General features: G+C 71.3%; 18 protein-coding genes. 9 read left to right on the top strand and 9 right to left on the bottom strand.

From position 1 onward, the window contains the following. The first annotated feature begins 84 nt into the window (after positions 1 to 84). From K318_RS19065 to K318_RS0103285, 3 genes are all read left to right on the top strand, one after another. Entirely contained in the window at positions 85 to 1,083 is a 999-nt protein-coding gene (locus K318_RS19065) for an enoyl-CoA hydratase-related protein (protein WP_084499565.1), read from the top strand. Positions 1,084 to 1,184: 101 nt separating this feature from the next. Further along, positions 1,185 to 2,087 (top strand): polysaccharide deacetylase family protein, encoded by a 903-nt coding sequence (locus K318_RS0103290; protein WP_029088422.1) that lies wholly within the window; start codon positions 1,185 to 1,187, stop codon positions 2,085 to 2,087. 91 nt (positions 2,088 to 2,178) lie between these two features. Further along, positions 2,179 to 3,138, top strand: a complete 960-nt coding sequence (locus tag K318_RS0103285) for an MBL fold metallo-hydrolase (protein WP_051297419.1) — start codon at positions 2,179 to 2,181, stop codon at positions 3,136 to 3,138. 11 nt (positions 3,139 to 3,149) lie between these two features. Here K318_RS0103285 and K318_RS19060 read toward each other — a convergent pair whose 3' ends face one another. Then, positions 3,150 to 4,097, bottom strand: a complete 948-nt coding sequence (locus K318_RS19060; RefSeq protein WP_245579743.1) for an NUDIX hydrolase — start codon at positions 4,095 to 4,097, stop codon at positions 3,150 to 3,152. 253 nt (positions 4,098 to 4,350) lie between these two features. Here K318_RS19060 and K318_RS0103275 point away from each other — a divergent pair, with 253 nt between their 5' ends. From K318_RS0103275 to cls, 4 genes are all read left to right on the top strand, one after another. Beyond that, positions 4,351 to 4,812 carry a MaoC family dehydratase gene (locus tag K318_RS0103275; protein ID WP_156913751.1) on the top strand — a complete coding sequence of 154 codons (462 nt, stop codon included), beginning with the start codon at positions 4,351 to 4,353 and terminating at the stop codon, positions 4,810 to 4,812. Positions 4,813 to 5,021: 209 nt separating this feature from the next. Further along, positions 5,022 to 6,206: an acyl-CoA dehydrogenase family protein gene (locus K318_RS0103270; RefSeq protein WP_211233259.1), complete on the top strand. Its 1,185-nt coding sequence runs from the start codon at positions 5,022 to 5,024 to the stop codon at positions 6,204 to 6,206. A gap of 50 nt (positions 6,207 to 6,256) precedes the next feature. After that, a complete protein-coding gene (gene fabG, locus K318_RS0103265; RefSeq protein ID WP_029088418.1) occupies positions 6,257 to 7,000 on the top strand; it encodes a 3-oxoacyl-ACP reductase FabG in 744 nt (247 codons plus the stop codon). A gap of 200 nt (positions 7,001 to 7,200) precedes the next feature. After that, positions 7,201 to 8,691 carry a cardiolipin synthase gene (cls, locus tag K318_RS0103260; protein ID WP_029088417.1) on the top strand — a complete coding sequence of 497 codons (1,491 nt, stop codon included), beginning with the start codon at positions 7,201 to 7,203 and terminating at the stop codon, positions 8,689 to 8,691. A gap of 133 nt (positions 8,692 to 8,824) precedes the next feature. On the opposite strand, the gene K318_RS23410 is transcribed toward cls, so the two are convergent. Then, positions 8,825 to 9,358, bottom strand: coding sequence for a hypothetical protein (locus K318_RS23410; protein WP_051297416.1), 534 nt, complete (start codon positions 9,356 to 9,358; stop codon positions 8,825 to 8,827). 34 nt (positions 9,359 to 9,392) lie between these two features. Continuing rightward, positions 9,393 to 11,948, bottom strand: a complete 2,556-nt coding sequence (locus K318_RS0103250; protein WP_029088416.1) for a helix-turn-helix transcriptional regulator — start codon at positions 11,946 to 11,948, stop codon at positions 9,393 to 9,395. A gap of 238 nt (positions 11,949 to 12,186) precedes the next feature. Here K318_RS0103250 and K318_RS25715 point away from each other — a divergent pair, with 238 nt between their 5' ends. Further along, complete coding sequence (locus tag K318_RS25715) at positions 12,187 to 14,736, top strand: LPXTG cell wall anchor domain-containing protein (protein ID WP_029088415.1); 2,550 nt, start codon at positions 12,187 to 12,189, stop codon at positions 14,734 to 14,736. Between the two features lie 124 nt (positions 14,737 to 14,860). Further along, a complete protein-coding gene (locus K318_RS0103240) occupies positions 14,861 to 16,357 on the top strand; it encodes an FGGY family carbohydrate kinase (RefSeq protein WP_029088414.1) in 1,497 nt (498 codons plus the stop codon). 190 nt (positions 16,358 to 16,547) lie between these two features. Here K318_RS0103240 and K318_RS0103235 read toward each other — a convergent pair whose 3' ends face one another. From K318_RS0103235 to K318_RS19045, 6 genes are all read right to left on the bottom strand, one after another. Then, a complete protein-coding gene (locus K318_RS0103235) occupies positions 16,548 to 17,498 on the bottom strand; it encodes an electron transfer flavoprotein subunit alpha/FixB family protein (protein ID WP_029088413.1) in 951 nt (316 codons plus the stop codon). 45 nt (positions 17,499 to 17,543) lie between these two features. Then, complete coding sequence (locus K318_RS0103230) at positions 17,544 to 18,335, bottom strand: electron transfer flavoprotein subunit beta/FixA family protein (protein ID WP_029088412.1); 792 nt, start codon at positions 18,333 to 18,335, stop codon at positions 17,544 to 17,546. A gap of 86 nt (positions 18,336 to 18,421) precedes the next feature. Next, entirely contained in the window at positions 18,422 to 19,768 is a 1,347-nt protein-coding gene (locus tag K318_RS0103225) for a CoA transferase (RefSeq protein ID WP_084499557.1), read from the bottom strand. Next, a complete protein-coding gene (locus tag K318_RS0103220) occupies positions 19,768 to 21,009 on the bottom strand; it encodes an acetyl-CoA C-acetyltransferase (RefSeq protein ID WP_029088410.1) in 1,242 nt (413 codons plus the stop codon). Before K318_RS0103220 ends, K318_RS0103225 begins: the two co-directional genes overlap by 1 nt. Before the next feature lie 187 nt (positions 21,010 to 21,196). After that, positions 21,197 to 22,627: a VanZ family protein gene (locus K318_RS19050; RefSeq protein ID WP_029088409.1), complete on the bottom strand. Its 1,431-nt coding sequence runs from the start codon at positions 22,625 to 22,627 to the stop codon at positions 21,197 to 21,199. Positions 22,628 to 22,820: 193 nt separating this feature from the next. Continuing rightward, a complete protein-coding gene (locus K318_RS19045) occupies positions 22,821 to 23,768 on the bottom strand; it encodes a LysR family transcriptional regulator (RefSeq protein WP_051297413.1) in 948 nt (315 codons plus the stop codon). Positions 23,769 to 23,817 lie beyond the last annotated feature (49 nt).

Here is a 23,817-nt window from a genome sequence, read left to right as displayed (position 1 = left end):
CGGGCCCCGGCTCGCGAGCGGTACGGTGAGGGAGAGCACACTGGCCGCAGCCACGACTGCGCGGCCGGATCACTGAGGAGGACGATGACGACCACCCCCGCCGCAGCGACAGCACACGCCCCAGGGGCGAGCACCGGCGAGACGAGCGCCTCCGGGGCGCCCGCCGCCGAGGCCGCGGGTCCTCCCGCGCCCGAGGCCGCCGCGCCCGAGGCTCCCGGTGCCGGCCCCGCAGCCTCCGAGGCCGCGTCGCCGCAGCCGGACGCCGTCCGCACCGCGCCCGCGGGCACCGTGCGGATCGAGACCTACGGCCCCGTGGCCCATGTGGTGCTCGACCGCCCGGACACCATGAACTCCGTGACGCCGGACGTCATGCGCGATCTCATCGCCGCCGGCCGCGAACTGAGCACGGATGCGACTGTGAACGCCGTGGTGCTGCGCGGAGAGGGGCGGGCCTTCTGCGCCGGCCTCGACATGGGCCAGTTCAAGCGCCTCGCCGAGGGCGGCGCCGCCGGCGAGCCCGAGGACGCCCCCACCGTCTCGAAGGCCCTCGCCCAGCAGGCCGTCGAGATCTGGTCGCACGTCCCGGTCCCGGTCATCGCGTGCCTCCACGGCCCGGTGCTCGGAGCGGGCTTCCAGTTCGCCCTGGGCGCGGATATCCGGATCAGCTCCCCGGACGCGCGCCTCGGGCTCATGGAGGTGGTGTGGGGCATCGTCCCGGACATGCTGGGCACACAGCTCCTGCCTCGGCTCGTGGGGCCGTCGAAGGCCAAGCACCTCATCTTCACGAGCGACATGATCAGCGGCGAGCAGGCGCTGGCATGGGGTGTGGTCGACGAGGTCGCGCAGGACCCGCTGGTGCGGGCGCATGCGCTCGCGGCGCAGATCGCGGACCAGTCCCGTCCCGCCCTCGTGGCCGCGAAGAGGCTCGTCGACCTCTCCGCCCATGCCTCCTTGGCCGACGGCGCGGCCGCGGAGCAGGAGCAGCTCAGCACGCTCAAGGGCACCGACGAGCAGAGGGCGGCCATCGCCAAGCGCATGGCCCACCTCCGGGAGCGCAAGGAGAGGAAGCGGGCGCAGAGCTGAGCGCTGCGGTTCCGGGGCGCGTCCCGGAACCGCCGCCGAGGCGCCCGCCGGACCCGCGCAGACAGTGCGGGTCCGCACGGCGAGAGCAGGAGGGCAGCATCATGGCCAAGGAGATCATCGCGGCGTTCGGCATCGACATCGATGCCGTCGGCGGCTGGCTGGGCTCGTACGGGGGCCAGGACTCCGTCAACGACATCCAGCGCGGGATTTATGCGGGCGAACTCGGGATCCCGCGCCTCCTCACGCTGCTGGACCGCGCGGACATCAGGGCCACCTGGTTCACGCCGGGGCACTCCGCGGAGACGTTCCCGGACCAGATGCGGATGATCGCGGACGCGGGCCACGAGATCGGTGCGCACGGGTACTCGCACGAGAACCCCAAGGACATGACCGAGCAGCAGGAGCGCGATGTCATGGAGCGCTCGGTCGAGGTGCTCACGAAGCTCACGGGCTCCGCTCCGCGCGGGTACGTGGCGCCCTGGTGGGAGATGTCGACGCGCACCGCCGGGCTGCTCGAGGAGTTCGGGTTCGAGTACGACCACTCCCAGTCGCACGCGGACTTCGTGCCCTACTACGTGCGGCTCGGCGAGACGTGGACGAACATCGACTACAGTCGCGAGGCCGCTGCGTGGATGAAGCCGCTGGAGCACGGCCGCACCATCGACATGGTCGAGATCGCCGCGAACTGGTACGTCGATGACCTGCCTCCCATGATGTTCATCAAATCGAGCCCGAACTCGCACGGCTTCGTGAATCCGCGGGACGTCGAGCAGCTCTGGAGAGACCAGTTCGACTGGGTCCACCGCGAGCTCGACTACGCCGTCTTCCCCATCACCCTGCACCCGGACGTGGCCGGCCGGCCGCAGGTGCTGCTCATGCTCGAACGGCTCATCGAGCACATCAGCGGGCACGAGGGCGTGCGCTGGGCGACCTTCGAGGAGATCGCGGCGGACTTCCGGCGGAAGTACCCCTTCGAGGGGGAGGCGCGGCCGCGCATGTACTGACCTGCACCATGGCCGTCCGTTCCGGAAGGGGCTGCGCCGGTCCACTAGGTTGGGTGCCGATCCGAGGCACCCCCGACAGCGAGGAGAAGACGTGAGCACAGTTCCGGAGGCACAGGGCACCGCCGCTGAGGCACAGGGCGCCGCCGAGGCGCCGGGAGCGGCGGAGGCCTCGGGCGCCGCCGTCGAGGAGCTGCGGCTGGGCCCGCACACCGTGCAGGTGCGCCCGGCGAGCGGCGGCAAGTACCCCGATGCGAACCCGCTGGTGGTCACGGGTGCGGAGCGGACTGCGATGATCGACTCCTGCCTCCACGCGACCCCGGAGAGCGCGGACCTCCTGCTCATCAGCCACTACCACGAGGACCACACCGTCGCCGCCGGCAGCTGCCCCGGCGAGGTCTGGGTGCACGAGCGGGATGCCGCGGCCGTGCACTCCGCAGAGGCCTTCGCCCGCGCCATGGACATCCCCGCCGCCGAGTTGGGGCCGATGTGCGAGGAGTTCAGCTGGTCGCCCGTCCCGGAGGCGCGGACCTTCTCCGACGGGGAGGTGTTCGACCTCGGAGGCGGCGTGCGGATCACCGCACTCCACCTGCCCGGCCACACTCCCGGCCACTGCGGGTTCCTCGTCGAACCGGACGGCGTGCTGTTCCTCGGAGACGTGGACCTGTCCTCGTTCGGGCCGCTGTACAGCGATGAGGAGTCGAGCATCGCCGGCTTCCGCGCGGCTCTGGAACGCTGCGCGCAGCTCGAGGCGCGGGTCTATGCGACGGCGCACCACAAGGGGCCGTACTGGGAGCGGGAGGAGTACCTGAAGGCCCTCCGCGCCTTCGGCGGGGTGCTCGACGCCCGCGAGCAGGCGGTGCTCGATCTCGTGCGCGCGGGGCGGGCCACGGCGGAGGAGATGGTGGGCCAGGGCGTCGTGTACCGGCCCGGCAAGCGCCCGGCCTTCGCGGACCGGGTGGAGCTCAGCACCTGCGGCAAGCACCTCGAGGACCTCGCGGCCCGAGGCGTGCTCCGGGGCCCGGATGCGGAGGGCCGGTACGCGCTCGCCTGAGTGCGCGCCCCTCAGTGCACGCCGGGGATCCGCGGTCGGATCGACTCGATGGTGCGCTCGCCGCCCGTGGCCAGGTCCATCACCGAGGCCAGCCCGCCGAGTGCCTCGAGCTCGGTCAGCAGCGCGAGGGTGGGTCGCATGAGGCGGTAGCGCTCCGCGCGCTCGCCCTCCAGCAGTCCGCGCACGCTCAGCCACTCCGAGTTCGTCGCCTCCGTGGTGCGGTGGGTGAGCGCAGAGAGCTCCGCGCCGCCCGTGACGTAGAAGTATGTGTCGAACCTCTTCGAGCGCCCGGGCGGCGTGACGAGGTTGGCCCAGGGGCTCAGCGCCGCCGGGGCGATTCGCTGGCCCGTCTCCTCCTCGACCTCGCGCACGGCGCAGGCCAGCAGGGTGCGCGCACCGCCGGCCTCGGCGGCATCGGTGCGCTCCCATGCGCGGGTGTGCGCGGCCTCGGCGGCGGGATCGAGCGGGAGGGTCAGCGCGGACTCGCTGTCCTCGGGGTCCACGCGCCCGCCGGGGAAGACCACGACGCCGGCGGCGAAGTCCATCGTCTTCACCCGGTGCTGGACGAACACCTCGAGCGGGTCCCCGCCGCGGCCCTCCCGCAGCATGATGACGCTGGTGGCGGGGCGGACGGGCACCTGCTGCGAGTAGTCGAGCGGCACGCCCGTGGAGGAGTGGGTGGGGCGGCCCTGAGCGTCCACGGAGTCCTGGCCGCTCGCCGGCTCCTGAGCGCCCGCCGGGCCGGTGGGAGCGCCCCCTTGCCCGGCGCTGCGCTGCTGCGATTCCGCCCGGGCTGCGGCGTACTCGCGCTCTGCGTTGAGGTCGGCCACGAGATCCCGCGGATCCGCGGCACCTCCGCGTGCCGCCCGCTGCGCCAACGGGTCCGTGGCCTGCGACAGGTCTGCGCGATCATCGCCCATCACGAGGGCCTCGAGATCGACGTGCTTGTCCGTGCTCATCCGCGCTCCTTCGGTTCCGCTCGGCGGCTCGCATCGATGGGAGCCGCACGAGTCGATAGTATCCCCAGTGTGACTGATCACTCGTTAAGGGGGCATGTGCGCGAGGCCGGTCTGACTGTCCAAGTGTCCGTGCCGCGTCTACACTGTTGCTGAACGAGTAGGCAGTCACGGTTCATTCTTGATGAATCTGTACTGAAAAGCGAATGCGAGCGGGCGTCCTGAGCGCCCGCGGACCAAGGGGAAGGAAACCGCAATGGTGCGCACCATCAACGGAATCGCAGAACTCGAGCAGCTCGTGGGCCAGGAACTCGGCGCGAGCGACTGGTTCGCCGTCGACCAGGACCGCGTCAACCTCTTCGCCGACGCCACCGGCGACCACCAGTGGATCCACATCGACGAGGAGAAGGCCGCGGCGGGGCCGTTCGGCGGCACGATCGCCCACGGCTTCCTCACCCTGAGCCTGCTGCCCGTCCTGGGCGCCCAGGTCACGGACGTCACCGGCATGAAGATGAAGATCAACTACGGCCTCAACAAGGTCCGCTTCCCCAACCCCGTGCGAGTGGGCTCCAAGGTGCGCGACGTCGTCACGCTCAAGGAGGTCGTCCGCAAGTCCTCCGGTGTCCAGGTCGTCATGGACCACGTCATCGAGATCGAGGGGCAGGACCGTCCGGCGTGCATCGCCGAGGCCGTCACGCTCATGGTCGAAGAGGACTGAGTCATCCGCGTGCGGCCGGTTCAGGCGGATGCGGGGGAGCGCGCGGGTTCGCGCCTCCGCCCGGCGTCTGAGCCGGCTGCTCGCGGCTGAGTCAGCCGCCCGGGCTCGGCGCGCCGCGGCTGCCCATCGTCCGCCGCCGCACCGAACAGCAGGCTGCCCGCCCGTCACCCCGCTTCGCACCGCGGTCGCATCACAGAAACGAGGAGCACATGAGCACCCAGAACCCCTACCCCGGCAGCTCCGGCATGGACGAGGAGACCTTCCAGGAGGTGCTCGCGACCGTGCGCGAGTACGTGCGCGAGAAGGTCGTCCCCCGCGAGCTGGAGATCGAGGAGAACGACGAGATCCCGCAGAGCATCCGCGAGGAGTCCGCGGAGATGGGGCTGTTCGGCTGGGCGATCCCGGAGGAGTACGGCGGTCTGGGGCTCAACGCGGAGCAGGACGCGCGCCTGGCGTTCGAGCTCGGCTACACCACGCCGGCCTTCCGCTCGCTGTTCGGCACCAACAACGGCATCGCAGGGCAGGTGCTCGTCAACTACGGCACCGAGGAGCAGAAGCAGGAATGGCTGCCGGGGATCGCCTCGGGCGAGGTCATCGCCTCCTTCGCGCTCACGGAGGCCGATGCCGGCTCCGACCCCTCGGGTCTGACCACGAAGGCCGTGCGCGACGGCGACGACTACGTCATCAGCGGCGCCAAGCGCTTCATCACGAACGCCGGGCTCTCGACCGTCCTCATGGTCTTCGCGCGAACCGATCCGAACGCCACCGGGACCAAGGGCATCAGCGTCTTCCTCGTGCCCACGGCCGCCGAGGGCGTGACGGTGGGGCCGCACGACAAGAAGATGGGACAGGCGGGCGCCTGGACCTCGGAGATCTTCTTCGACGAGGTGCGCGTGCCCGCGGCGAACATGATCGGCGGCGAGGAGGAAGGCTTCCGCGCGGCGATGGCCTCGCTCAACAAGGGCCGCCTCCACATCGGCGCGATGTGCGTGGGGCAGGCGAGCCGCATCCTCGACGACACGGTGGAGCACGCGAAGAACGCCAAGCAGGGCGGCCGGCCCATCGCCGACTTCCAGCTCGTGCAGGCCCAGCTCGCCGACTGCTACACCGAGCTCGCCGCCGCACGTGCGCTCGTGCTCGACTCCGCCCGACGCTGGGACGACGGCTCGGATCGCAAGCTGGGCCCCAGCTCGTCCAAGCTCTTCGCCTCGGAGATGCTGGCCCGCGTGGCCGACCGCGGCGTGCAGGTGCACGGCGGCATGGGCTACATGCGCGAGACCAGCGTGGAGCGCTTCTACCGCCACGCGCGCCTGTTCCGCATCTACGAGGGCACCTCGGAGATCCAGCGCCTCGTCATCGCGCGCCAGGTGCTCAAGGGCGCGCACAAGGGCTGAGCGCCCACCGCACGAATCCTCACCACACGAATCCTGAAGGAGAGACGGACATGGCACTTCTCGAAGGCCGCACAGCAGTCATCACCGGAGCCGCACAGGGACTGGGCTTCGCCATCGCAGAGGCGTTCGTCGCGGAGGGCGCCAACGTCGTCCTCGGCGACCTCAACGAGGAGGCGGTCACCGAGGCCGCCGCGAAGCTGGGCGCAGGCGACCGCGCCGTGGGCGTGGCCTGCAACGTGGTCTCGCTCACGGACGTCGAGGCGCTGTGCGCGACCGCCGTGGAGAAGTTCGGCAGCCTCGACGTCATGGTCAACAACGCCGGCATCACGCGCGACGCCACGATGCGCAAGATGACCGAGGAGCAGTTCGACCAGGTCATCGCCGTCCACCTGCGCGGCACCTGGAACGGCCTGAAGACCGCCTCCGGCATCATGCGCGAGCAGGAGAACGGCGGCTCGATCGTCAACGTCTCCTCGATCTCCGGCAAGGTCGGCATGCTCGGCCAGACCAACTACTCCGCCGCCAAGGCCGGCATCGTGGGCATGACGAAGGCCGCCGCGAAGGAGGTGGGCTTCAAGAACGTGCGCGTCAACGCGATCCAGCCCGGCTTCATCAACACCGCGATGACCGCGGCGATGCGCCAGGACGTCATCGACGCGAAGCTCGCCGAGATCCCGATGGGCCGCCCGGGCGAGCCCTCCGAGGTCGCCTCCGTGGTGCTGTTCCTCGCCTCCGACATGTCCTCGTACATGACCGGCACGGTCCAGGAGATCGCGGGCGGCCGCCACCTCTGAGCTGCCTTCCGGCTTCGCCGATACCCCCCTTATGCCGCTTCCCACCCAGTTATGACTGGGTGGGAAGCGGCATAAGGGGGTGCTGCGCTGAGGGGAGACCCGCTCCGCCAGGCGTCTGCGTGGGCTCCGGGGACGTCCGTGTCTCGGGATAGGCTTCTCGAGGACGCTCATCCCGCCGTTCCCGCACCTCAGGAGGACCGATGGACACCGCCGGACTCGTGCAGTGGGCCCAGTCCCAGCTGCCGGGCTGGACGGCGTTCGTGGTCCTGGGCCTCGACCTCACGATCCGTGTGATCGCCCTGGGGACCATCCCCTACCGGCGCAAGCCCGAGGTGGCGCTGGGCTGGCTCATGCTCATATTCCTCTTCCCGTTCCTGGGTCTCCTCGTCTTCCTCTTCCTCGGCTCGCCCAAGCTCCCCCTGCGCAGGCGTGAGAAGCAGCACGAGATCAACGAGCTGGTGAAGGAGGCGACGGGGCACCGCGCCATCATCGGAGAGCACGAGCACCTGGAGCTCCCCCTCGCCACCTCGGCCCAGCTCAACTACGAGCTCGGCGCGCTGCCCATGGTCCACGGCAACGACCTTGAGCTCATTCCGGACTCGATGGAGTGCCTGCGGCAGATGACCGAGGCCGCGGAGGCCGCACAGGACTATGTGCACTTCGAGTTCTACATCGTCACCCTCGACGATTCCACGCGTGCGCTGTTCGACGCCCTGATCGCCGCTCACCGGCGGGGTGTGCGGGTGCACATCCTCATCGACCACGTGGGCTCGCTCGGCTATCCGGGGTACCGGCACCTCGTGCGGATGCTGGACGAAGCGGACCTCTCCTGGCGCCGCAGTCTGCCCATCCGACCGTGGAAGGGCGAGTACCAGCGGCCCGACCTGCGCAACCATCGCAAGATCTTCGTGGTCGACGGCGAGGTGGCCTTCACCGGCTCGCAGAACGTCATCCACCCCTCGTACAGCAAGCGGTCCAATGTGCGCCGCGGACTGCTGTGGAAGGATCTCATGGTCCGGTGCCGGGGACCCGTCGTGGATGAGCTCAACGCGGTCTTCGCCTCGGACTGGTACTCGGAGACCGATGAGATCCTGTTCGACGAGTTCCAGCGAGAGCTCGATGTGCCCGAACGCGGCGGCATCCTGGCGCAGGTGGTGCCCTCGGGTCCGGGGTTCGAGCAGGAGAACAACATCCAGCTCTTCACGCACCTCATCTACAACGCAAACCACTCGATCGTGGTGTGCTCACCCTATTTCGTGCCGGACACCGCGCTGCTCACCGCACTGAAGACGGAGTCCCAGTCCGGTGTGGACGTCCGGCTGTACGTGGGTGCGAGCAGCGACCACTGGGTGACCGCCAAGGCGCAGGAGTCCTACTACGACGAACTCGTGGAGGCCGGCGTGACCATCTACCAGTACCATGCGCCGACGGTGCTGCACTCGAAGTTCATGATCGTCGACGACCAGGTGACGATCATCGGCTCGTCCAATATGGATCAGCGCTCCTTCTCCATGAACCACGAGGTGTCCCTGCTGATCATCGACAGCGCCTTCACCGAGCGGATGCACCGGCTCGAGCACGAGGACTACCGCGCCAATTCCGCGCAGCTCAACCCCAAGGTGTGGCGCCGGCGCTCGGTCCTGCGCAAGTACGCGGAGAGCGTCTGCCGGCTGACCTCCTCTCTGCTGTGAGGGGGTCAGCCGGTCGCCGAGGCGCGGGCGGGGTGAGCGCGCCACTGCTTCGGCGCGGGCCCCCTCCGGGCGAGCTGCTGTTCCCGCCCGCGCCGCGTCGGCTCGCTCCGGTTGAGGCCCGCCCCGTGCGTGCTCAGCGCCCGGATGCGGAGTCTTCGGCGGAGGCGTCCTCGGACGCCGAGTCCTCAGAGCCGGGACCGGTGGGCGCCGGGCCTTCGTCCTCCATCGGCGTCTCCGGATCGGAGACGGTGTCGTCCGGCGCGATCTCCCCTTCACCCGCCGGCGGGATGTGCTCGGGGTCGAGGTCGGGGAGAGCGTCCCCGTGCTCGGAGGCGGCCACCGTCTCCGAGGGGATCCGGCCGGACTCTGCGTCGTCCGCGGCCCCGCCGCCCGCGACGCCGTGGTCGTCCGCGTGCTTCCGGACCTCTTCGAGCTTCTCCTTCCCCGCCGACACGGCACTGGCGGCCGCATGCCTGACTCCGTCCGCCACCTCCGGGGCCCTGTCGCGGATGAGCTCTCCCGCGTGCTCCACCTGCTCGCGGAGCCGGGGGTCCGAGACGAGCTCATCGAACCGCGCCCGGAGCTTCAGGTAGCTGGAGCGTCCGGAGTAGGAGCCGACCACGAAACCGATGCCGAGGCCTGCGAGCAGTGCGAGTCGCTTCTTCATGGTTCCTCCTGAGGATTCGGGTGCTGACACCAATCTAGCCGCGATCGTGTCCCAGGTCACCCTGCTGTTCTGCACGCCTGCCCGCACGGCTGATGATCCCGCTGCGCGACCGCACCCCCAGCTTTCTGAGGATCTTCGAGACGTGCTCCTCCGCGGTCCTGCGGCTGATGAAGAGGCGCTCCGCGATCTGCGCGTTCGTGAGCCCCTCGGCCACGAGCTGGGCGATCTCCCTCTCCCTGCGCGTGAGGCCGGCCCATGGATCCTCCGCCGCCTGCATCCGGGCCATGCCCCCTCGCACTCGTCCCAGGTGGGCGGGCATGCCGAGGCGGGCGAACACCTCGTGCGCGAGGTCGAGGAGGGCTCGCGCGCGCACCGGCTCCGAGGGGACGAGGAGCTCCGCCAGCGTCGTCGCCACGAGGGCATGCTGGATCTCCGTTCCCTGCACGCGAGTGACCTCCAGCCCCTCCTCCAGGACAGCCGCGGCGGCGGGGAGCTCGCCCTCGGCGGCGAGAATCGTCCCGGCATCGCAGTAGCGATATCCCACGGTCGCATCCGGAGGATCGGCCTCGAAGACGTGGGCCGTGGGCTCGCCCAGCAGTGCGGCGGTGCGGTTGCGGGCGGTGAGCACCGTGCGGCGCCACCACGCGGCCTCGGGCAGTTCGACGGCGCACAGATCTTCGTAGCGCCGCCGGAGGAGATCGTCATCGCGCTGCCACCGCGCGGACTGAGCCATCGCGGCGAGCGCCATCCCCTCGATGCCCTGGGAGCCGAATCTGTGCGCATCGGCGATCGCCTGCTCCGCAACGGCATCGGCCTCGAGCAGGCGGCCGGCGTTGATGAGGCAGTAGGACAGGCCGGCACCCAGATTCGCGGTGACATGACCGCAGCCGAAGCGGCGCGCGATCCTCAGCCCGCGCTGCCCCAGCGCGATGCCTGCGGCGAAGTCGTCGAGCGCATAGGCGGCCCACACGGCGGCGGCGAGGGCGTCGAGGTGGTTCCGCAGCTCTGCAGGACGTGCGGCCAGCATCCACGGCAGCGCCGCAGCCACCGCCGGCCGGGCCTCGTGCACATCCCCTCTGCCCAGCAGGTCGATGGCCCGGAAGGCCTCGGCTGCGTTCCTGTCGGCGGCGGAGGGGCCTGCAGTCAGCCGACCGAGCAGGTCCGGATCCACCCGGGGGCTGAGGAGCGCCTGGAGTGCGATGAGCTCGCGGAGAAGCGCCGTGCCCTCCTCCGAACTGGCATCGTGGAGGCCATCGCGCAGGACCTCGCGGGCCTCGGCGAGTTGCCCCTGCATCCGCAGGGCCTGTCCCAGGAGCACGCGCGCACCGGGTGCGGGGTCCTCCGCCTCGGCCAGCGGGCGGAGCCCGGAGACCGCCTCGGCGATGCGCCCGTCATGGATCTGTGCGCGGGCGACGAGGAGCTCGATCTCCGGGGAGCGCAGCCGCGCCGGGACAGCGCGGAGCCAGCGGAGCACCGTCGCGGGCTCCGTGCTCACCGCCGTCTCCGCGACGTGCGCGAGCAGGTCCGCATCCTCCGCGGTGAGATCCTCGCCCAGGTGCGCGGTGTGCTCGGCGCGGTCGAACGGGTCGAGGCCGGGAAGGCCGGCGATCCCCCTGTGCGCAGCCCGCCGGGCTGCGGGATCCGCCGCCTGACGGACGGTGTGCCGGACGAGGGGATGGAGGGTCTCCTCGCCGCTCTCCGTCGGGCCCTCGCGAAGGAGGCCGTCCTCGTGCAGGCGGGTGAGGGCGGCCCGCGCGGCGCCCTGCTCGAGTCCGGTCGCCTGCGTGATCTCCGCGGGAGAGAGGGAGCGCCCGAGGGTGGCGACGGCGAGGAGGACGCTGCGCGCCTCGGCGGGGAGCGCAGCCACCTCCGCATCCACTGCTGCCCGCAGGAGGGACTGCGGGGAGCGGGCGGCATGGGGGAGGAGCTCGGCGGCGGAAGGGGCCTCCGGGTGGAGGCGGAACGCGGCCGTGAGCGAGCGGAGGAACAGGGGGTTGCCGTCGCCCAGCTCCAGCGCGGACTCCCGCTGCGCGGGCGGGAGGTCCCGGACGATCTCCGCCGCCGCGGTGGGCGCGAGCGGTCCCAGGCGCAGGTAGTCGTGCCGCGCGCCCCACTGCCTGATGCTGTCGAGGAGCTGGAGGGAGGTGTCCCGGGGGCGGTGCGCGAGGATCACCGCGAGCGGTGCGCGCGGAGGACGCTGCAGCAGCTCTGCGAGGAAGGCCCAGGACCCCGCATCGAGCCACTGCGCATCGTCCATGACGAGGATGGAGGGTTCGCGCCCGAGTTCGTCCGCGCACCTGAGGCCCAGTGCGCGGGGAGGCGCTCCGTCGAGCAGCTCCTCCAGGTCCTCGTCCAGCAGCGTCTCGATGAGTGCGCGGTGGGTGTGCAGGGGAGCCTGGCTGCGGAAGGGATCGCCGCGGGAGGCGAGGATCCGTCGGCCGGCCTCAGCCGCGGCGGCGGCGATGAGGGCGGTCTTGCCGATCCCGATCGGTCCCTCGATCTGGATGACGTGGAGAGGTCCCGCGCCTCCCTCGGCCTCGGTGAGCCAGCCGCGGATGAGCCGCATCTCGTCCTCGCGTCCTGCGAGCACCTCGCCTCTCCTTCCCGGCGGAAGCATGATGTGTTGTTGCCTAAGACTACGCCCACTCACCAGCACGGACACCGGATCTCGAGCAGTTCCTGTGCGTCTCCGGAGAAACCCGTAGGAATACGGGTACCGAAGAGCTGATGCCGAGGCGAGGATCAGCTGATGGAGCGATGCGTCCGGGACTGTGCCCGGGCGCCGTTCGCACGAGAGCCCGAGCCCGCGAGAGACAGGACGTGTCCCCATGCATCCACCCACGCACTCAGCCGCCCGGTGGGAGGAGGTGCACGACGGCGCGCGCCGCCGGCCCCGCATCGTGCTGGCGCTGCTGGCGCTGTTCGCCCTGCTCTGCACCGCCCTCCCGGTCTCCGCGGCGCACGCGGCCGCACCGCCGGCAGGGGCATACGGTGGGCCGAGCACCGCCTGGAACGGGGCGGAGGTGTCATTCACCATCGATGCCTCGGGCGATCTCACGGAGTTCAGCACGGAGAGCTACATCCAGTGCGGTCTGTTCCCCACGCCCATGCAGTGGGCGGGCGTTCCGGCCACGCCGGTCACGGCGGGTGAGCCCTTCGACCTCGAATGGACGTTCGGGGAGGGCGGCTCCCAGGTGAAGTACGTCCTCGAGGACTTCGTGGTGAATGCGGACGGGACGGCGAGCGGGGAGGGCTATGCCTCCATGCCGGCCATCGGCTGCCAGGGCTACCGCTTCGATTTCACCGCTTCTCTCGACGGAGGCGGAGGCCCGGGCCCCGATCCTGAGCCCGAGGAGCCCGCGATCGAGCTCTCGCGCTCCTCGCTGCAGAACCAGGAGCTGCGGCACATCGGAATCCGCGTATCCGGTGCGGGCTTCCCCACGGAGGAGGCCCTCGAGTTCCGGGTGCTGGACGCCGTGAACGGCAATCAGCGGCATGTGCGCACGGTGCAGACGGACGCGCGGGGAAGGGTGGACTTCTCCTACCGCCAGGACCTGGCCTCGCGGCTCTCCGGGCACCCGTACGATCTGGTGCTGAGCACGGGTGACGGGGCGGTCGAGGAGACCGCACGGCTGCTCGTCCTCAACGACACGGACTACAGCCTGCGCGTCAACGGCCTCGACATGGACGTGATGCCGCAGTCGCTGAGCGCGTCCGCACTCGCCCGGACCGGCGTGTCCCTCTCGAGCAGCGGCTTCCGGGCCGGCATGGACGCGGAGCTCACGATCGACGGGCAGGCGGCGGGCACGTTCGCCACCGACTCCTCGGGCGGCATCAGCATCGACTTTACCTCCGCCGATCTGAGCGCGGGCGAGCACGAGGCGATGATCTTCGCCGAGCACGTGGACGACAATCTGCAGCGCACCCGTCACCAGTACGTGGCCGTGGGCACATTCACGGTGACCGCCGATCCGAAGCCGACTCCCACGCCCACCGTGGATCCCACGCCTACCGTCGATCCGACTCCGACGGTGGACCCGACACCGACGGTCGATCCGACACCGACGGTCGATCCGACACCGACGGTCGATCCGACACCGACGGTCGATCCGACACCGACGGTCGATCCCTCGCCGACAGTGGACCCGAGCCCGACAGTCGATCCGACGCCTACCGTGGATCCGACGCCGACTGTGGACCCGACACCGACAGTCGATCCCACGCCTACCGTCGATCCCTCGCCGACGGTCGATCCGACACCCACGGTTGATCCCTCGCCGACAGTGGATCCGAGCCCCACCGTCGATCCCTCGCCGACGGTGGACCCGACGCCTACCGTGGACCCGAGCCCCACCGTGGATCCCACGCCGACCGTCGACCCGAGCCCGACCGTCGACCCCACGCCCGGTCCCGAACAGATCCCCTCGGTCGCACCGGAGGAGGACGATCTCACCGGCTCGGGGGAGGGCGGCATAACCGCGCCGCCGACCGTGCGGCAGGGCGATGAGATCGCCGTCGGCGTCACCGGGGTGGAACCCGGCGTCCGGGTGGGCGCGTGGTTCTTCTCCGTCCCCGCCTACCTCGGTGCGCACACCGTGTCCGAGCAGGGCACGGTCACGGTGACCGTCCCGGCCGACGCTGAACTGGGAGAGCACCGGCTCGGAGTCTGGCACGAGGACGACTCCCTCGTGGGCTGGACGACGGTGGAGGTGACCGATGGCGACGGAGGCACCTCGCCCACACCCTCGCCTACGACGGACCCCACCGGTGAGCCGACGGGCGAGCCCACACCCTCGCCCACGACGGACCCCACCGGTGAGCCGACGGGCGAGCCCACTGGTGAGCCGACGGGCGAACCCACGGAGGAACCCTCCGAGGAGCCGGCGGAGCCTGGGCTGACAGTGGACCCTGAGGTCATCGGTGTCTCCGAGTTCGTCGATGAGAACGCCGGTGTGACGCTCGCGGTCACCGGCCTGGACGAGGGCACGCACGTCGACTTCGACATCGCTCCGAGCTCGGGCCAGAACATCGACGCCGCGCGGCTCAGTGCCCAGGCGAACGCGGAGGGCACCGCCGCCGTCATGGTGTACGGCGCGGATCCCGCCGCTGCGCAGGAGTACCTGGGCGGATACGGGGTCGAGGCGCACGCCGACGGCGAGGAGGACTCCTTCGAGGGCTCCTTCACCGTCGTCGCCGATGACGATGCCCCGGGCGGGGGCTCCGGCGACGGTGACCGCGGCGGCGATCCCGATCGTGACCGCGGCGGCGATGACCGTCTGCCCCGCACCGGTTCGAGCACGGCCGGCCTCATCGCCGCAGGCCTCCTGCTCGCGGCGGGCGGCCTCGGGCTGGTGCTCGTGTCCCGCCGCCGGAGCTGATCCGGGGCCGGGGCCAGGGCGGCCCCTCGCCGCCATAGGGGAGAGGACGGGACCTCACTGCGAGGTCCCGTCCTCTCCGTGTGCGCCCGTCCCCGGCCGAGGCACCCCTCACTACCATGGGACCGTGACATCGCTTCCTCCCCCTGCTGCTGAGCCCGCTTCGGGCGCCACCGTCCTCGCCCTCGACCTCGGCACCAGCCATGTGAAGGCCGCACTCATCGACGCCTCCGGCCGGGTGCGATCCGAGGCGTTCTCACCTCTCACCACGCACAGGGGTCCGAGCGGGAGCATGCGGCAGCGGACGGAGGACTGGGAGGCCGCGGTGATCGCCGTCCTGAGCGAGGTCCGCGGAGCCCCTCGCCGGCCCGTCGCCCTCGCGGTCACCGGGCAGATGCAGGACCTCATCCTGCTCGACGCCGCGGGCGAGCCCACCCACCCCGTCATCCTCTATTCGGACACCGCAGCGGAGCCCGAGCTCGCGGACCTGCTCACCGCACGTCCGGACTGGGCCGCCCGGCTCCTGCTGGCGCCGGGGCCGGACGCGATCCCGCCCAAGCTCCTCCGCCTCGCGCACACGGCACCCGAGGCCCTGCGGGAGGCGGAGCGCGTGCTCTTCTCGGCCTCGGGCTGGCTCTGCTTCGCCCTCACCGGCCGGGCGGTGTGCGACAGACTCACCGCCAGCACCACCTCCGCCTACTTCGTCCGTACGCGCGACTGGTTCCCCTTCGGTCCCGCCTTCGACTCCCTCGCGTTTCCCGTGCTCACCGAGCCCGGCGGAGTGGGCCGCGTGACGGCGGCGGCAGCCCGGCGCTTCGAGCTGCCGGAGGGCCTCCCCGTCGTCACGGCCCTCGGCGATGCGGGCGCGGCCACGGACGGCATGGTCGGCAGCGCGCCCGGAAGCCTCTACCTGCATCTGGGCACCACGGGGTGGGTCGCATACGTCGACCCCGTGCCCGCCGAGGCTCTGCCCCTGCCGTCGGAGACCGGTCGCCCCGGCACGCACCATCGGCTCGCCCACCCCTCCGGCCACCTCGCTCTCGCCCGGCTGCCGGAGGCCGGCGAAGCCCTCGAACGTGCACGGCGGGTGCACCTGGGCCTCGGGGAACCGCACAGCGCGGAGGCGCATGCCGCCGCCGAGGCCGCCCTCGCTCGAGCGCTGCGGGCGGAGAACGCGGGCGCAGACGCGGGCACGGGTGCAGCCCCGGACATGAACGTGAGCGCAGCTCAGCACGCGGACCCAGACCGAACGCGACCGGTGAGCCCGGCTCCGGCCTCGGACCCCGGCTCGGACATGGGGCCTGACCCGGCCTCGGACCCGGCTCCGGCGCCTGCAGAGGAGCATCAGCCCGCCGCCTCGGAGGGGGACCGCGCGTATCTCGCTGCCGTCCGCAGCCTCGCGGCGGAGGTGCGGGAGCTGCTGCTGAGACTCGGCGCACGGCCCGAGCGTCTGCCGGCCACCGGCGGAGTCGTCCGCTCCGCCCTGGTCCGGCGCGTGCTGGCGGAGGAGCTCGGCATCCCCGTCGAGCTCATCCCCGAGGCCGAGGCGGGCCTCCGCTCCTGTGCCCGCACGGCATTCGACGCCCTCGGCCTGCCTCACACGATCGCGCCGCTCGTGTGCTGAGACGCGTCACGTCCACGCGATTGTGGTCTGCCGCGCCAACGCAGATCAGGGGTTTTCGCGTTGGCGCGGCAGACCACAATCGAGGCAGACCCGCCGCCGCGCCGACGCACACGCAGAAGGGGCGGACACCTCACGGTGTCCGCCCCTCCCTGTGCTTCAGGCACGCACGCTCAGCTGCGCGTCAGCACGCTCACTTGCGCGCGTTGACCGCCTCGGTGGCCTGCGGGAGGACCGAGAAGAGGTCGCCCACGACGCCGTAGTCGGCGAGCTCGAAGATGGGAGCCTCGTCGTCCTTGTTGATCGCGACGATGTTCTTCGAGGTCTGCATGCCCGCACGGTGCTGGATGGCGCCGGAGATGCCGGCGGCCACGTACAGCTGCGGGGAGACGGCCTTGCCCGTCTGGCCCACCTGGTGCGAGTGCGGGTACCAGCCGGCGTCCACGGCCGCACGGGAGGCGCCCACGGCCGCGCCCAGGGCATCGGCGAGGGCCTCGACGGGTGCGAAGTCGCCGCCGGTGCCGCGTCCGCCGGAGACCACGATCGCGGCCTCGGTGAGGTTGGGGCGGCCGGAGGCCGGCTTCTCCTCGACGCGGACGACGCGAGCGGTCTTCGAGCCGTCGGAGGGTGCGAAGGAGACCGTCTCGACCGCTGCCGCACCGGAAGCCGGCTCCGCGGACACGGAGTTGGGCTTCACGGCGATGAACGGGGTGCCCGAGGCGACCTTCGAGGTCACGTTGTAGGCCGCCGCGAACACCGACTGGCTGACGGTGCCGTCTGCGGCGACGTCCACGGCGTCCGTGAGGATGCCGGAGCCGGTCTTGATCGCCGCACGCGCGGCGATCTCCCGGCCGTCGGCCGAGGCCGGGACCAGGACGGCGGCGGGCTGGCGCTCCGCGACCAGGTGTGCGAGCAGCTCGGCGGCCGGGGCCACGAGGTACTCGGAGTAGGCCGGGTCCGAGGCGACGAGGACCTTCGCGGCGCCGTACTCGCCGAGCGTGGAGGCCGCGGCCTCGCCGGCGGCGGCCTCGCCCACGAAGACGGCGACGGGCTCGCCGATCCGCGCGGCGGCGGTGAGCAGCTCGAAGGTGGACTTGCGGACGCTGCCGTCCGCGTGATCGACGAGAACGAGAACTTCAGACATGTGCTTCTGCTTCCTTACGCGGGTGAGAGCTGGAGGGGCGGATGCTCAGACGAGCTTCTTCGCGGCGAGCCACTCGACGAGCTTCGTGCCGCCGTCGCCCTCGTCCGTGACGACCTCGCCCGCGCTGCGGGCCGGGGCCGCGGCGAGCTCGACGATCTGAGTGAGCGCACCAGCGCCGCCCACCTCTGCGGCCTCGAGGCCCAGATCGGCCAGGTCGTACTGCGCGACCGGCTTCTTCTTCGCCTTCATGATGCCCTTGAAGGAGGGGTAGCGAGGCTCGTTGATCTGGTCGGTGACGGAGACCAGGGCCGGGAGTGCGACCTCGATGTGCTGCGAGGAGACATCGCCGTCGCGGCGGATCGTCGCGGAGGAGTCGCCCACCTCGAGCGCGGATGCCTGCGTGGCGGCCGGGCGGCCCAGCAGCTCCGCGACCATGACGGGGACCACGGACATCTGCCCGTCGGTGGAGGCCAGGCCTGTGATGACGAGGTCCACGGGGCCCTCCTCCGCCTCGACCTTGCGCACTGCGGCGGCGAGGATCTTGGCGGTGCCGACCGCGTCCGCGCCGGAGATGGCGTCGTCGAGCACGTGCACGCCCTTGTCGGCGCCCATCTGGAGGGACTTGCGCACGGCGTCCTTGGCCTCGGCCGGTCCGACGGTGAGGGCGATCGTCTCCGAGCCCTTGTCCTTGTCGGTGAGGTTGAGGGCCTCCTCGATCGCGTACTCGTCGAGCTCCGAGAGCAGGCCGTCCGTCTCACGGTCGACGGTGTTGTCCGACTCGAAGGAGCGATCGCCGGCGGCATCCGGCACGTACTTGACAAAAGTGACAATCCGCATGTGGGTGCTTCATCCTTCCTGGGGAACCGCTGGACCCGTGATCACGGCTGCAAGCGCACCGCTGGGGGTTCCGGTCCCTTACGTTATCAACTGCGAATGATACCTGCGTCACAGAGTCTGCCCAGCTCTGTCTGGCTCAATCCTAAACGATCGTTAAGTACCTCGTGCGTGTCCTGCCCGAAGACCGTCGGCCGCTTGGCTCCCAGGTACTCACCGTCGACGCGGATGGGGTTGTCTCCCACCAGCATCGTGCCCAGCTCGGGGGATTCGAGGGAGGTCAGGACCCTGCCGCCGAGGCCGCCCCCGGAGGCCCGGCCCGCACCGGCTCCCGCCGCCTCGGCCTCCCGGGCCGCGCTGTCGGCACCGGCCGCACCTGCCGCGCTGGCTGCGACCTCGGCGGTGGTCCGGTACGGCGCCCAGAGGACCGGAGTGCCGGAGAGCGCCTCCGTCACCTCGGCGAGCGTCCGTGCCGCGAACCACGGCCGGAAGAGGGACACGAGCGTCTCGCGGAGGCGGTAGCGCTCCGTCTCGTCCGCGAGGTCCGTGCTGAGCGCGGTCTGCAGCGCCTCGATCACGGCGGTCATCCCGAGGGCCTCGACGAGCCCCGTCCACTGTCGGCGCGTGATGGCGGTGATCATGACGGAGCGGCCGTCGGCGGTGGCGAAGTCCGAGCCGAAGCTGCCGAAGATGTGGTTGCCGTGCTTCGCGCGCTGGCTGCTCAGCGCCTCCGTGTACCAGCCCAGGTTCGCCACGGCGGAGAACGCGATGTCGGCCAGTGCGATCTCCGAGTACGTCCCTGCGCCCGAGGCGCTGCGCCGCAGGAGGCCCGTGACCACGGCGGTGGCCGCGGCCTGCCCGCACAGCAGGTCCCAGGCGGGCAGGACGTGGTTGACGGGTCCCTGGGAGCCGGCCGGGCCCGTGAGGCCGGGGATGCCGGTCTCCGCATTGACGGTGTAGTCCACGCCGGGCCCGCCGTCGGGGGTGCCCTGCACCTTCACGTGGATGAGGTCCGCGCGCCGCGCACGCAGCGCCTCGTCGCCGAGGAACGGACGGCCCACATTGTTGGAGACGAAGATCCCGGTCTTCGCGGGGTCCTCGCCCGACGCGGTGATGAGCGCCTGGGCGAGCTCCTGCCCCTCCGGGCTGCGGAGGTCCAGGGCGACGGAGCGCTTGCCCCGGTTGAGCGTGCCCCAGTAGACGGAGCGCCCGTCCGCGGTGAGCGGCCAGCGGTCGATGTCCGGCCCGCCCTTCAGCGGGTCGATCTTGATGACCTCGGCGCCCAGCTGGCTCAGGGCCAGGCAGGACGAGGGGCCCGCGACGAACGAGTCCTGCTCGACGACCGTGATGCCCGCGAGCGGGCGCGCCGCGACGGCCTCGGCCCCCGGAGCGGTCTGCTCGGGGGCGCTCCCGGCGGCGGGCGCTCCGGCGGCCATCAGGCCTCGACCCGCTCGAAGACCGCGGCGAGGCCCTGGCCGCCGCCGATGCACATGGTCTCGAGGCCGTAGCGTGCGCCGCGGCGGTCCATCTCGCGCGCGAGGGTGGTGAGGATGCGGACGCCCGTGGCGCCCACCGGGTGACCCAGCGAGATGCCGGAGCCGTTGACATTCATGCGTGCGAAGTCGTCCTTGCCGAAGCCCCATTCCCGTGTGCAGGCGAGCGCCTGTGCGGCGAAGGCCTCGTTGAGCTCGACGAGGTCGATGTCGCTCATCGTGAGGCCCGCGCGCTCCAGTGCGGCGGCGGTGGCCGGGACCGGGCCGATGCCCATGGTCCGCGGCGGGACGCCGGCCAGGCCCCAGCTCACGAGGCGGACGAGCGGCCTGAGGCCCAGGGCCTCCGCCTTCGCACGGGTGGTGACGATGGCAGCAGCCGCACCGTCGTTCTGGCCCGAGGCGTTGCCCGCCGTGACGGTGGACTCCGGATCGAGGCCGAGGCGCAGCGGCTTGAGCTTCGCGAGCTTCTCCACCGTGGTGCCGGGGCGGATGTGCTCGTCCGCGGTGATCTGCTGCTCGGGGGTCTTGCGGGTGGCGGGGATCGTCACGGGCACGATCTCCTCTGCGAAGGTGCCGTTCTCCACGGCGGCCGCGGCGCGCCGGTGCGATTCGGCAGCGAGCTCGTCCTGCTCCTCACGGCTGATGGAGTACTCCTCGCGGAGGTTCTCCGCGGTCTCGATCATGCCGCCGGGCACGGGGTAGTTCTTCCCGCCCGCGGTGAGGCGGCCGCGCACGAGGCCGTCCTTGAGCTCGACGTTCCCGCCGCGGATGCCCCAGCGGATGTCCTCGTTGAAGAAGGGGGCGCGGGACATCGTCTCCGCGCCGCCGGCGATGACGACCTGGGCACCGCCGGTGGCGATCTCGCCCATCGCGTCGATGACGGCCTGGAGGCCGGAGCCGCAGCGGCGGTCCACCTGGCGGCCGGGGACGGTGACGGGCAGGCCCGCGTCCAGTGCGACGACCCGTCCGATCGCAGGTGCCTCCATGTGCGGGTAGCACTGCCCGAAGATCACATCGTCGATGGCCTCCGGATCGATCCCCGCGCGCTCGACCAGTGCGCTCACCACCGTGGTGCCGAGCACCTCCGGTGCGATGTCCTTGAACTGGCCGCCGTAGGCGCCGACTGCGGTGCGGAGGGGCTCGCAGATGACGATGTCGGATCCGGCTGCAGGTGCGTTCGACACATTCTCTCCTCTGAGTCTGGTGTGGTCCCTACTGTCCCACGTTGATCTATACCTGTCTAGTTGATATTAGGTGTCTATTGATGCGGCATGAGGGATGAGTGGAGGTCGGGCTGCGGGCGGCTTCCGGGCGAACTCTCCGCGTGAGCGGTTCCTGTCGGATTCAGACGCGCTCTCCTGCAGAAAGCGCTCACTCGGCGGAGGATGGGCGGGCTGCGAGATCTGCACGGCGGGCCCGCCCGGCGAGGGAATCGTCGACGGGGCTGAGTCGGGCGAGCGCTCCCGGCAGGCCGCCGCGGTCGGCCGTGCGGAGGATCATCACGGCGCTCACGACTGCGAACAGGAGCGGGACGAGGCCGAGGAGACCCCCTCCTGACGAGACGGCGAGCAGCTGGCACCCGCCGATCCCGGCTGCCCAGCGCAGGGCGATGCGAGGCAGGAGGGCGGTGCGGGACGGGGACGCGAGAGCGCTGGCGCCGGTTTCGGGCGGAGCGGTCATCGTCTCCTGGTCCCTCGGTGAGGAGCCCTCCGGGGCGGCGGCGGAGGCCATCGACGCGGTCGGGGAGCCGGCCGGCGGCGGAGCCTGCGCAGGGGAGGAACGGGCGGTGGTCGCACGGGTTCCTGTGGGCACGAACCGGATCGCGACGGTGTGGTCCCCGGGGGTGCGGCCGGTGAGCAGGGTGCAGGCGGCGGTGAGGGTGATCGGCACCCAGAGGCCCAGCTGCTGTGACAGCGTCGGGTCGGCGGTTCCCGGGGAGCCGAGCGCCCCGGGCAGCAGGACCGTCTGGAACAGGCCGAGCGTGACCGTGACGGCGAATCCGAGGCCGCCGGCGATCACCAGATCGCAGACGGCACCGAGGAGGCGGCGACGCGCGGAGATCTGCGGCATCCGAGCGGAGGCCGCCGCTGAGCCGGAGCTTGCCGCTGAGCCGGGACCGGTTGCCGTTCCGGTCTGCACCCCTGTGCGGAGCTGCGGGAGCTCCTGCGCGGTGGGAGCCGCCGGGTCCGCCCCTGGCCTCGGCGACGTCTGTCCGGCCCTCCGCCCCGAGGCGTCCGCCATCCGGCGCAGCCGCACGACGACGGCGGCCGCGATGCCGCCCAGCAGTGCGCCCGTCGTGTTGGCCATGAGGTCGTCGACGTCGAAGAGGCGATAGGCGCACGGGTAGACGCCCCAGACCCCCGTGAGCTGCGTGGTCTCGATGAGCAGGGAGATCAGGAGGCCTGCGGCGGTCGACCACAGGATGCCCCGGGCCCACAGCCAGCGCAGGAGCACACCGAGGGGGAGGAACAGCAGGACGTTGAAGGCCACCTGCTGGACCGCCGGGTTGTGTGCGAGCGCCGCGGCGCCTGCGGTGTCGTAGTGCCGGATGTCGGCGAGGAAGCGGAACGGGACGAGCTGGGCAGGTGCGCAGCGGATGTCATCGGGGTCCGGCAGCGGCAGGAGCGTGTACGTCCACAGTGCCATCGCGTACACGAGAAAGCTGGTCCAGAGTGCGGTGCGGAGCAGGGTCAGCCGGCCGCGCCGCCGGTAGTTGAGGTAGACGAAGGGCACGAAGAGCGCGGCGGCGAGGGCGAGTCCGACGGCGATCGCGACCGCCGCGGCGAGTACCTGAGAGCTCATGGGACAAGGCTCTCACCTCGGGACGCTCCGCCCCAGCGTGCTCACGCACTCCCGCCCCGCAATGCCAGGTGAGCTCCCGCCCCCATAGTGCAGGGTGAGCGGTTTCTGTCGGGATCACGCCCGGAATCCGACAGAAACCGCTCACCCGGCGAGGACTGGGCCGCCGCTCACCCGGCGAGGACTGGGCCGGGGCTCACTCTCCGAGGGTGGGGGCGGGCGAGGCCTCGCGGGCCCGTGGGCGCGGCACCTCGACGGTGGGCAGAGCGGCGTGTGCGGCCGTGAGCACCTCGCGCAGGGCCGGGCTGTTCGGCGACTCGCGGTGGGCGAGGTGCACGACGATCGGATCGTGCTCGACGTCCAGCGGCACCGTCACGAGGTTGGGGTGGTTGAACGCCGCCGCGACGGTGTCGTAGGTGACCGCGATCCCCATCTCCGCGGACACGAGGGCGCCGATGATCCACAGGTCCGGTGCCTCCTGCACGATGTGCGGTGCGAATCCGGCGCGGTGGCACCACTGGAGGGTGAGGTCGCGCATCGTGGAGCCGGGATCGGCCGGCAGGATGATGAAGCCCTCGTCCGCGAGCTCGTCGACGGTGAGCGTGCTGCGGCCTGCCAGGGGGTGGGCGTCGTAGAGCAGGACGACGGGCTGGTCGATCATGACTGCGCGGCCGGCGATCCCCGGCGGCCGGGTCCGCCAGCGGACGAGGGCGAGGTCCATCGTCCCGTCGTGCAGGCGCTCGATCGCCTCGTCGGTGTAGACGCCGGACTCCAGCTCGAGGGTGATGCCGGGCTTGCGGCTGCGCGAGGCACGCGTGAGCTGGGCGGCGAGCCGGTGGGAGGAGTAGCTGCCGAAGCCCAGGCGCACGCGGCCGGTGTCTCCCGCGGCGGCGAAGCGGACGGACTGCTCGGCGTTCTCCGCGGCCTCGAGCAGTGCGCGGGCGGGGCCTACGAGCGCCTCGCCCGCCGGTGCGAGGGAGACCTGGCGGGTCGTGCGGTGGAAGAGTTCGGCGCCCAGCTCCCGCTCGAACTGGCGGATGGTGCGGCTCAGCGGCGGCTGGGCCATCCCCAGGCTCTCCGCTGCGCGACCGAAGTGGAGCTCCTCCGCGACTGCGAGGAAGGCTCGGATCTGCTGCAGTTCCATGTGCGCCAGTATCTCACGATTAATGCTCAACGGTGAAGAAAAGGGACTG

This window comes from Brevibacterium album DSM 18261, assembly GCF_000426445.1.
Classification (GTDB): Bacteria; Actinomycetota; Actinomycetes; order Actinomycetales; family Brevibacteriaceae; genus Brevibacterium; species Brevibacterium album.
This window is presented reverse-complemented; position numbering and strand designations above follow the sequence as displayed.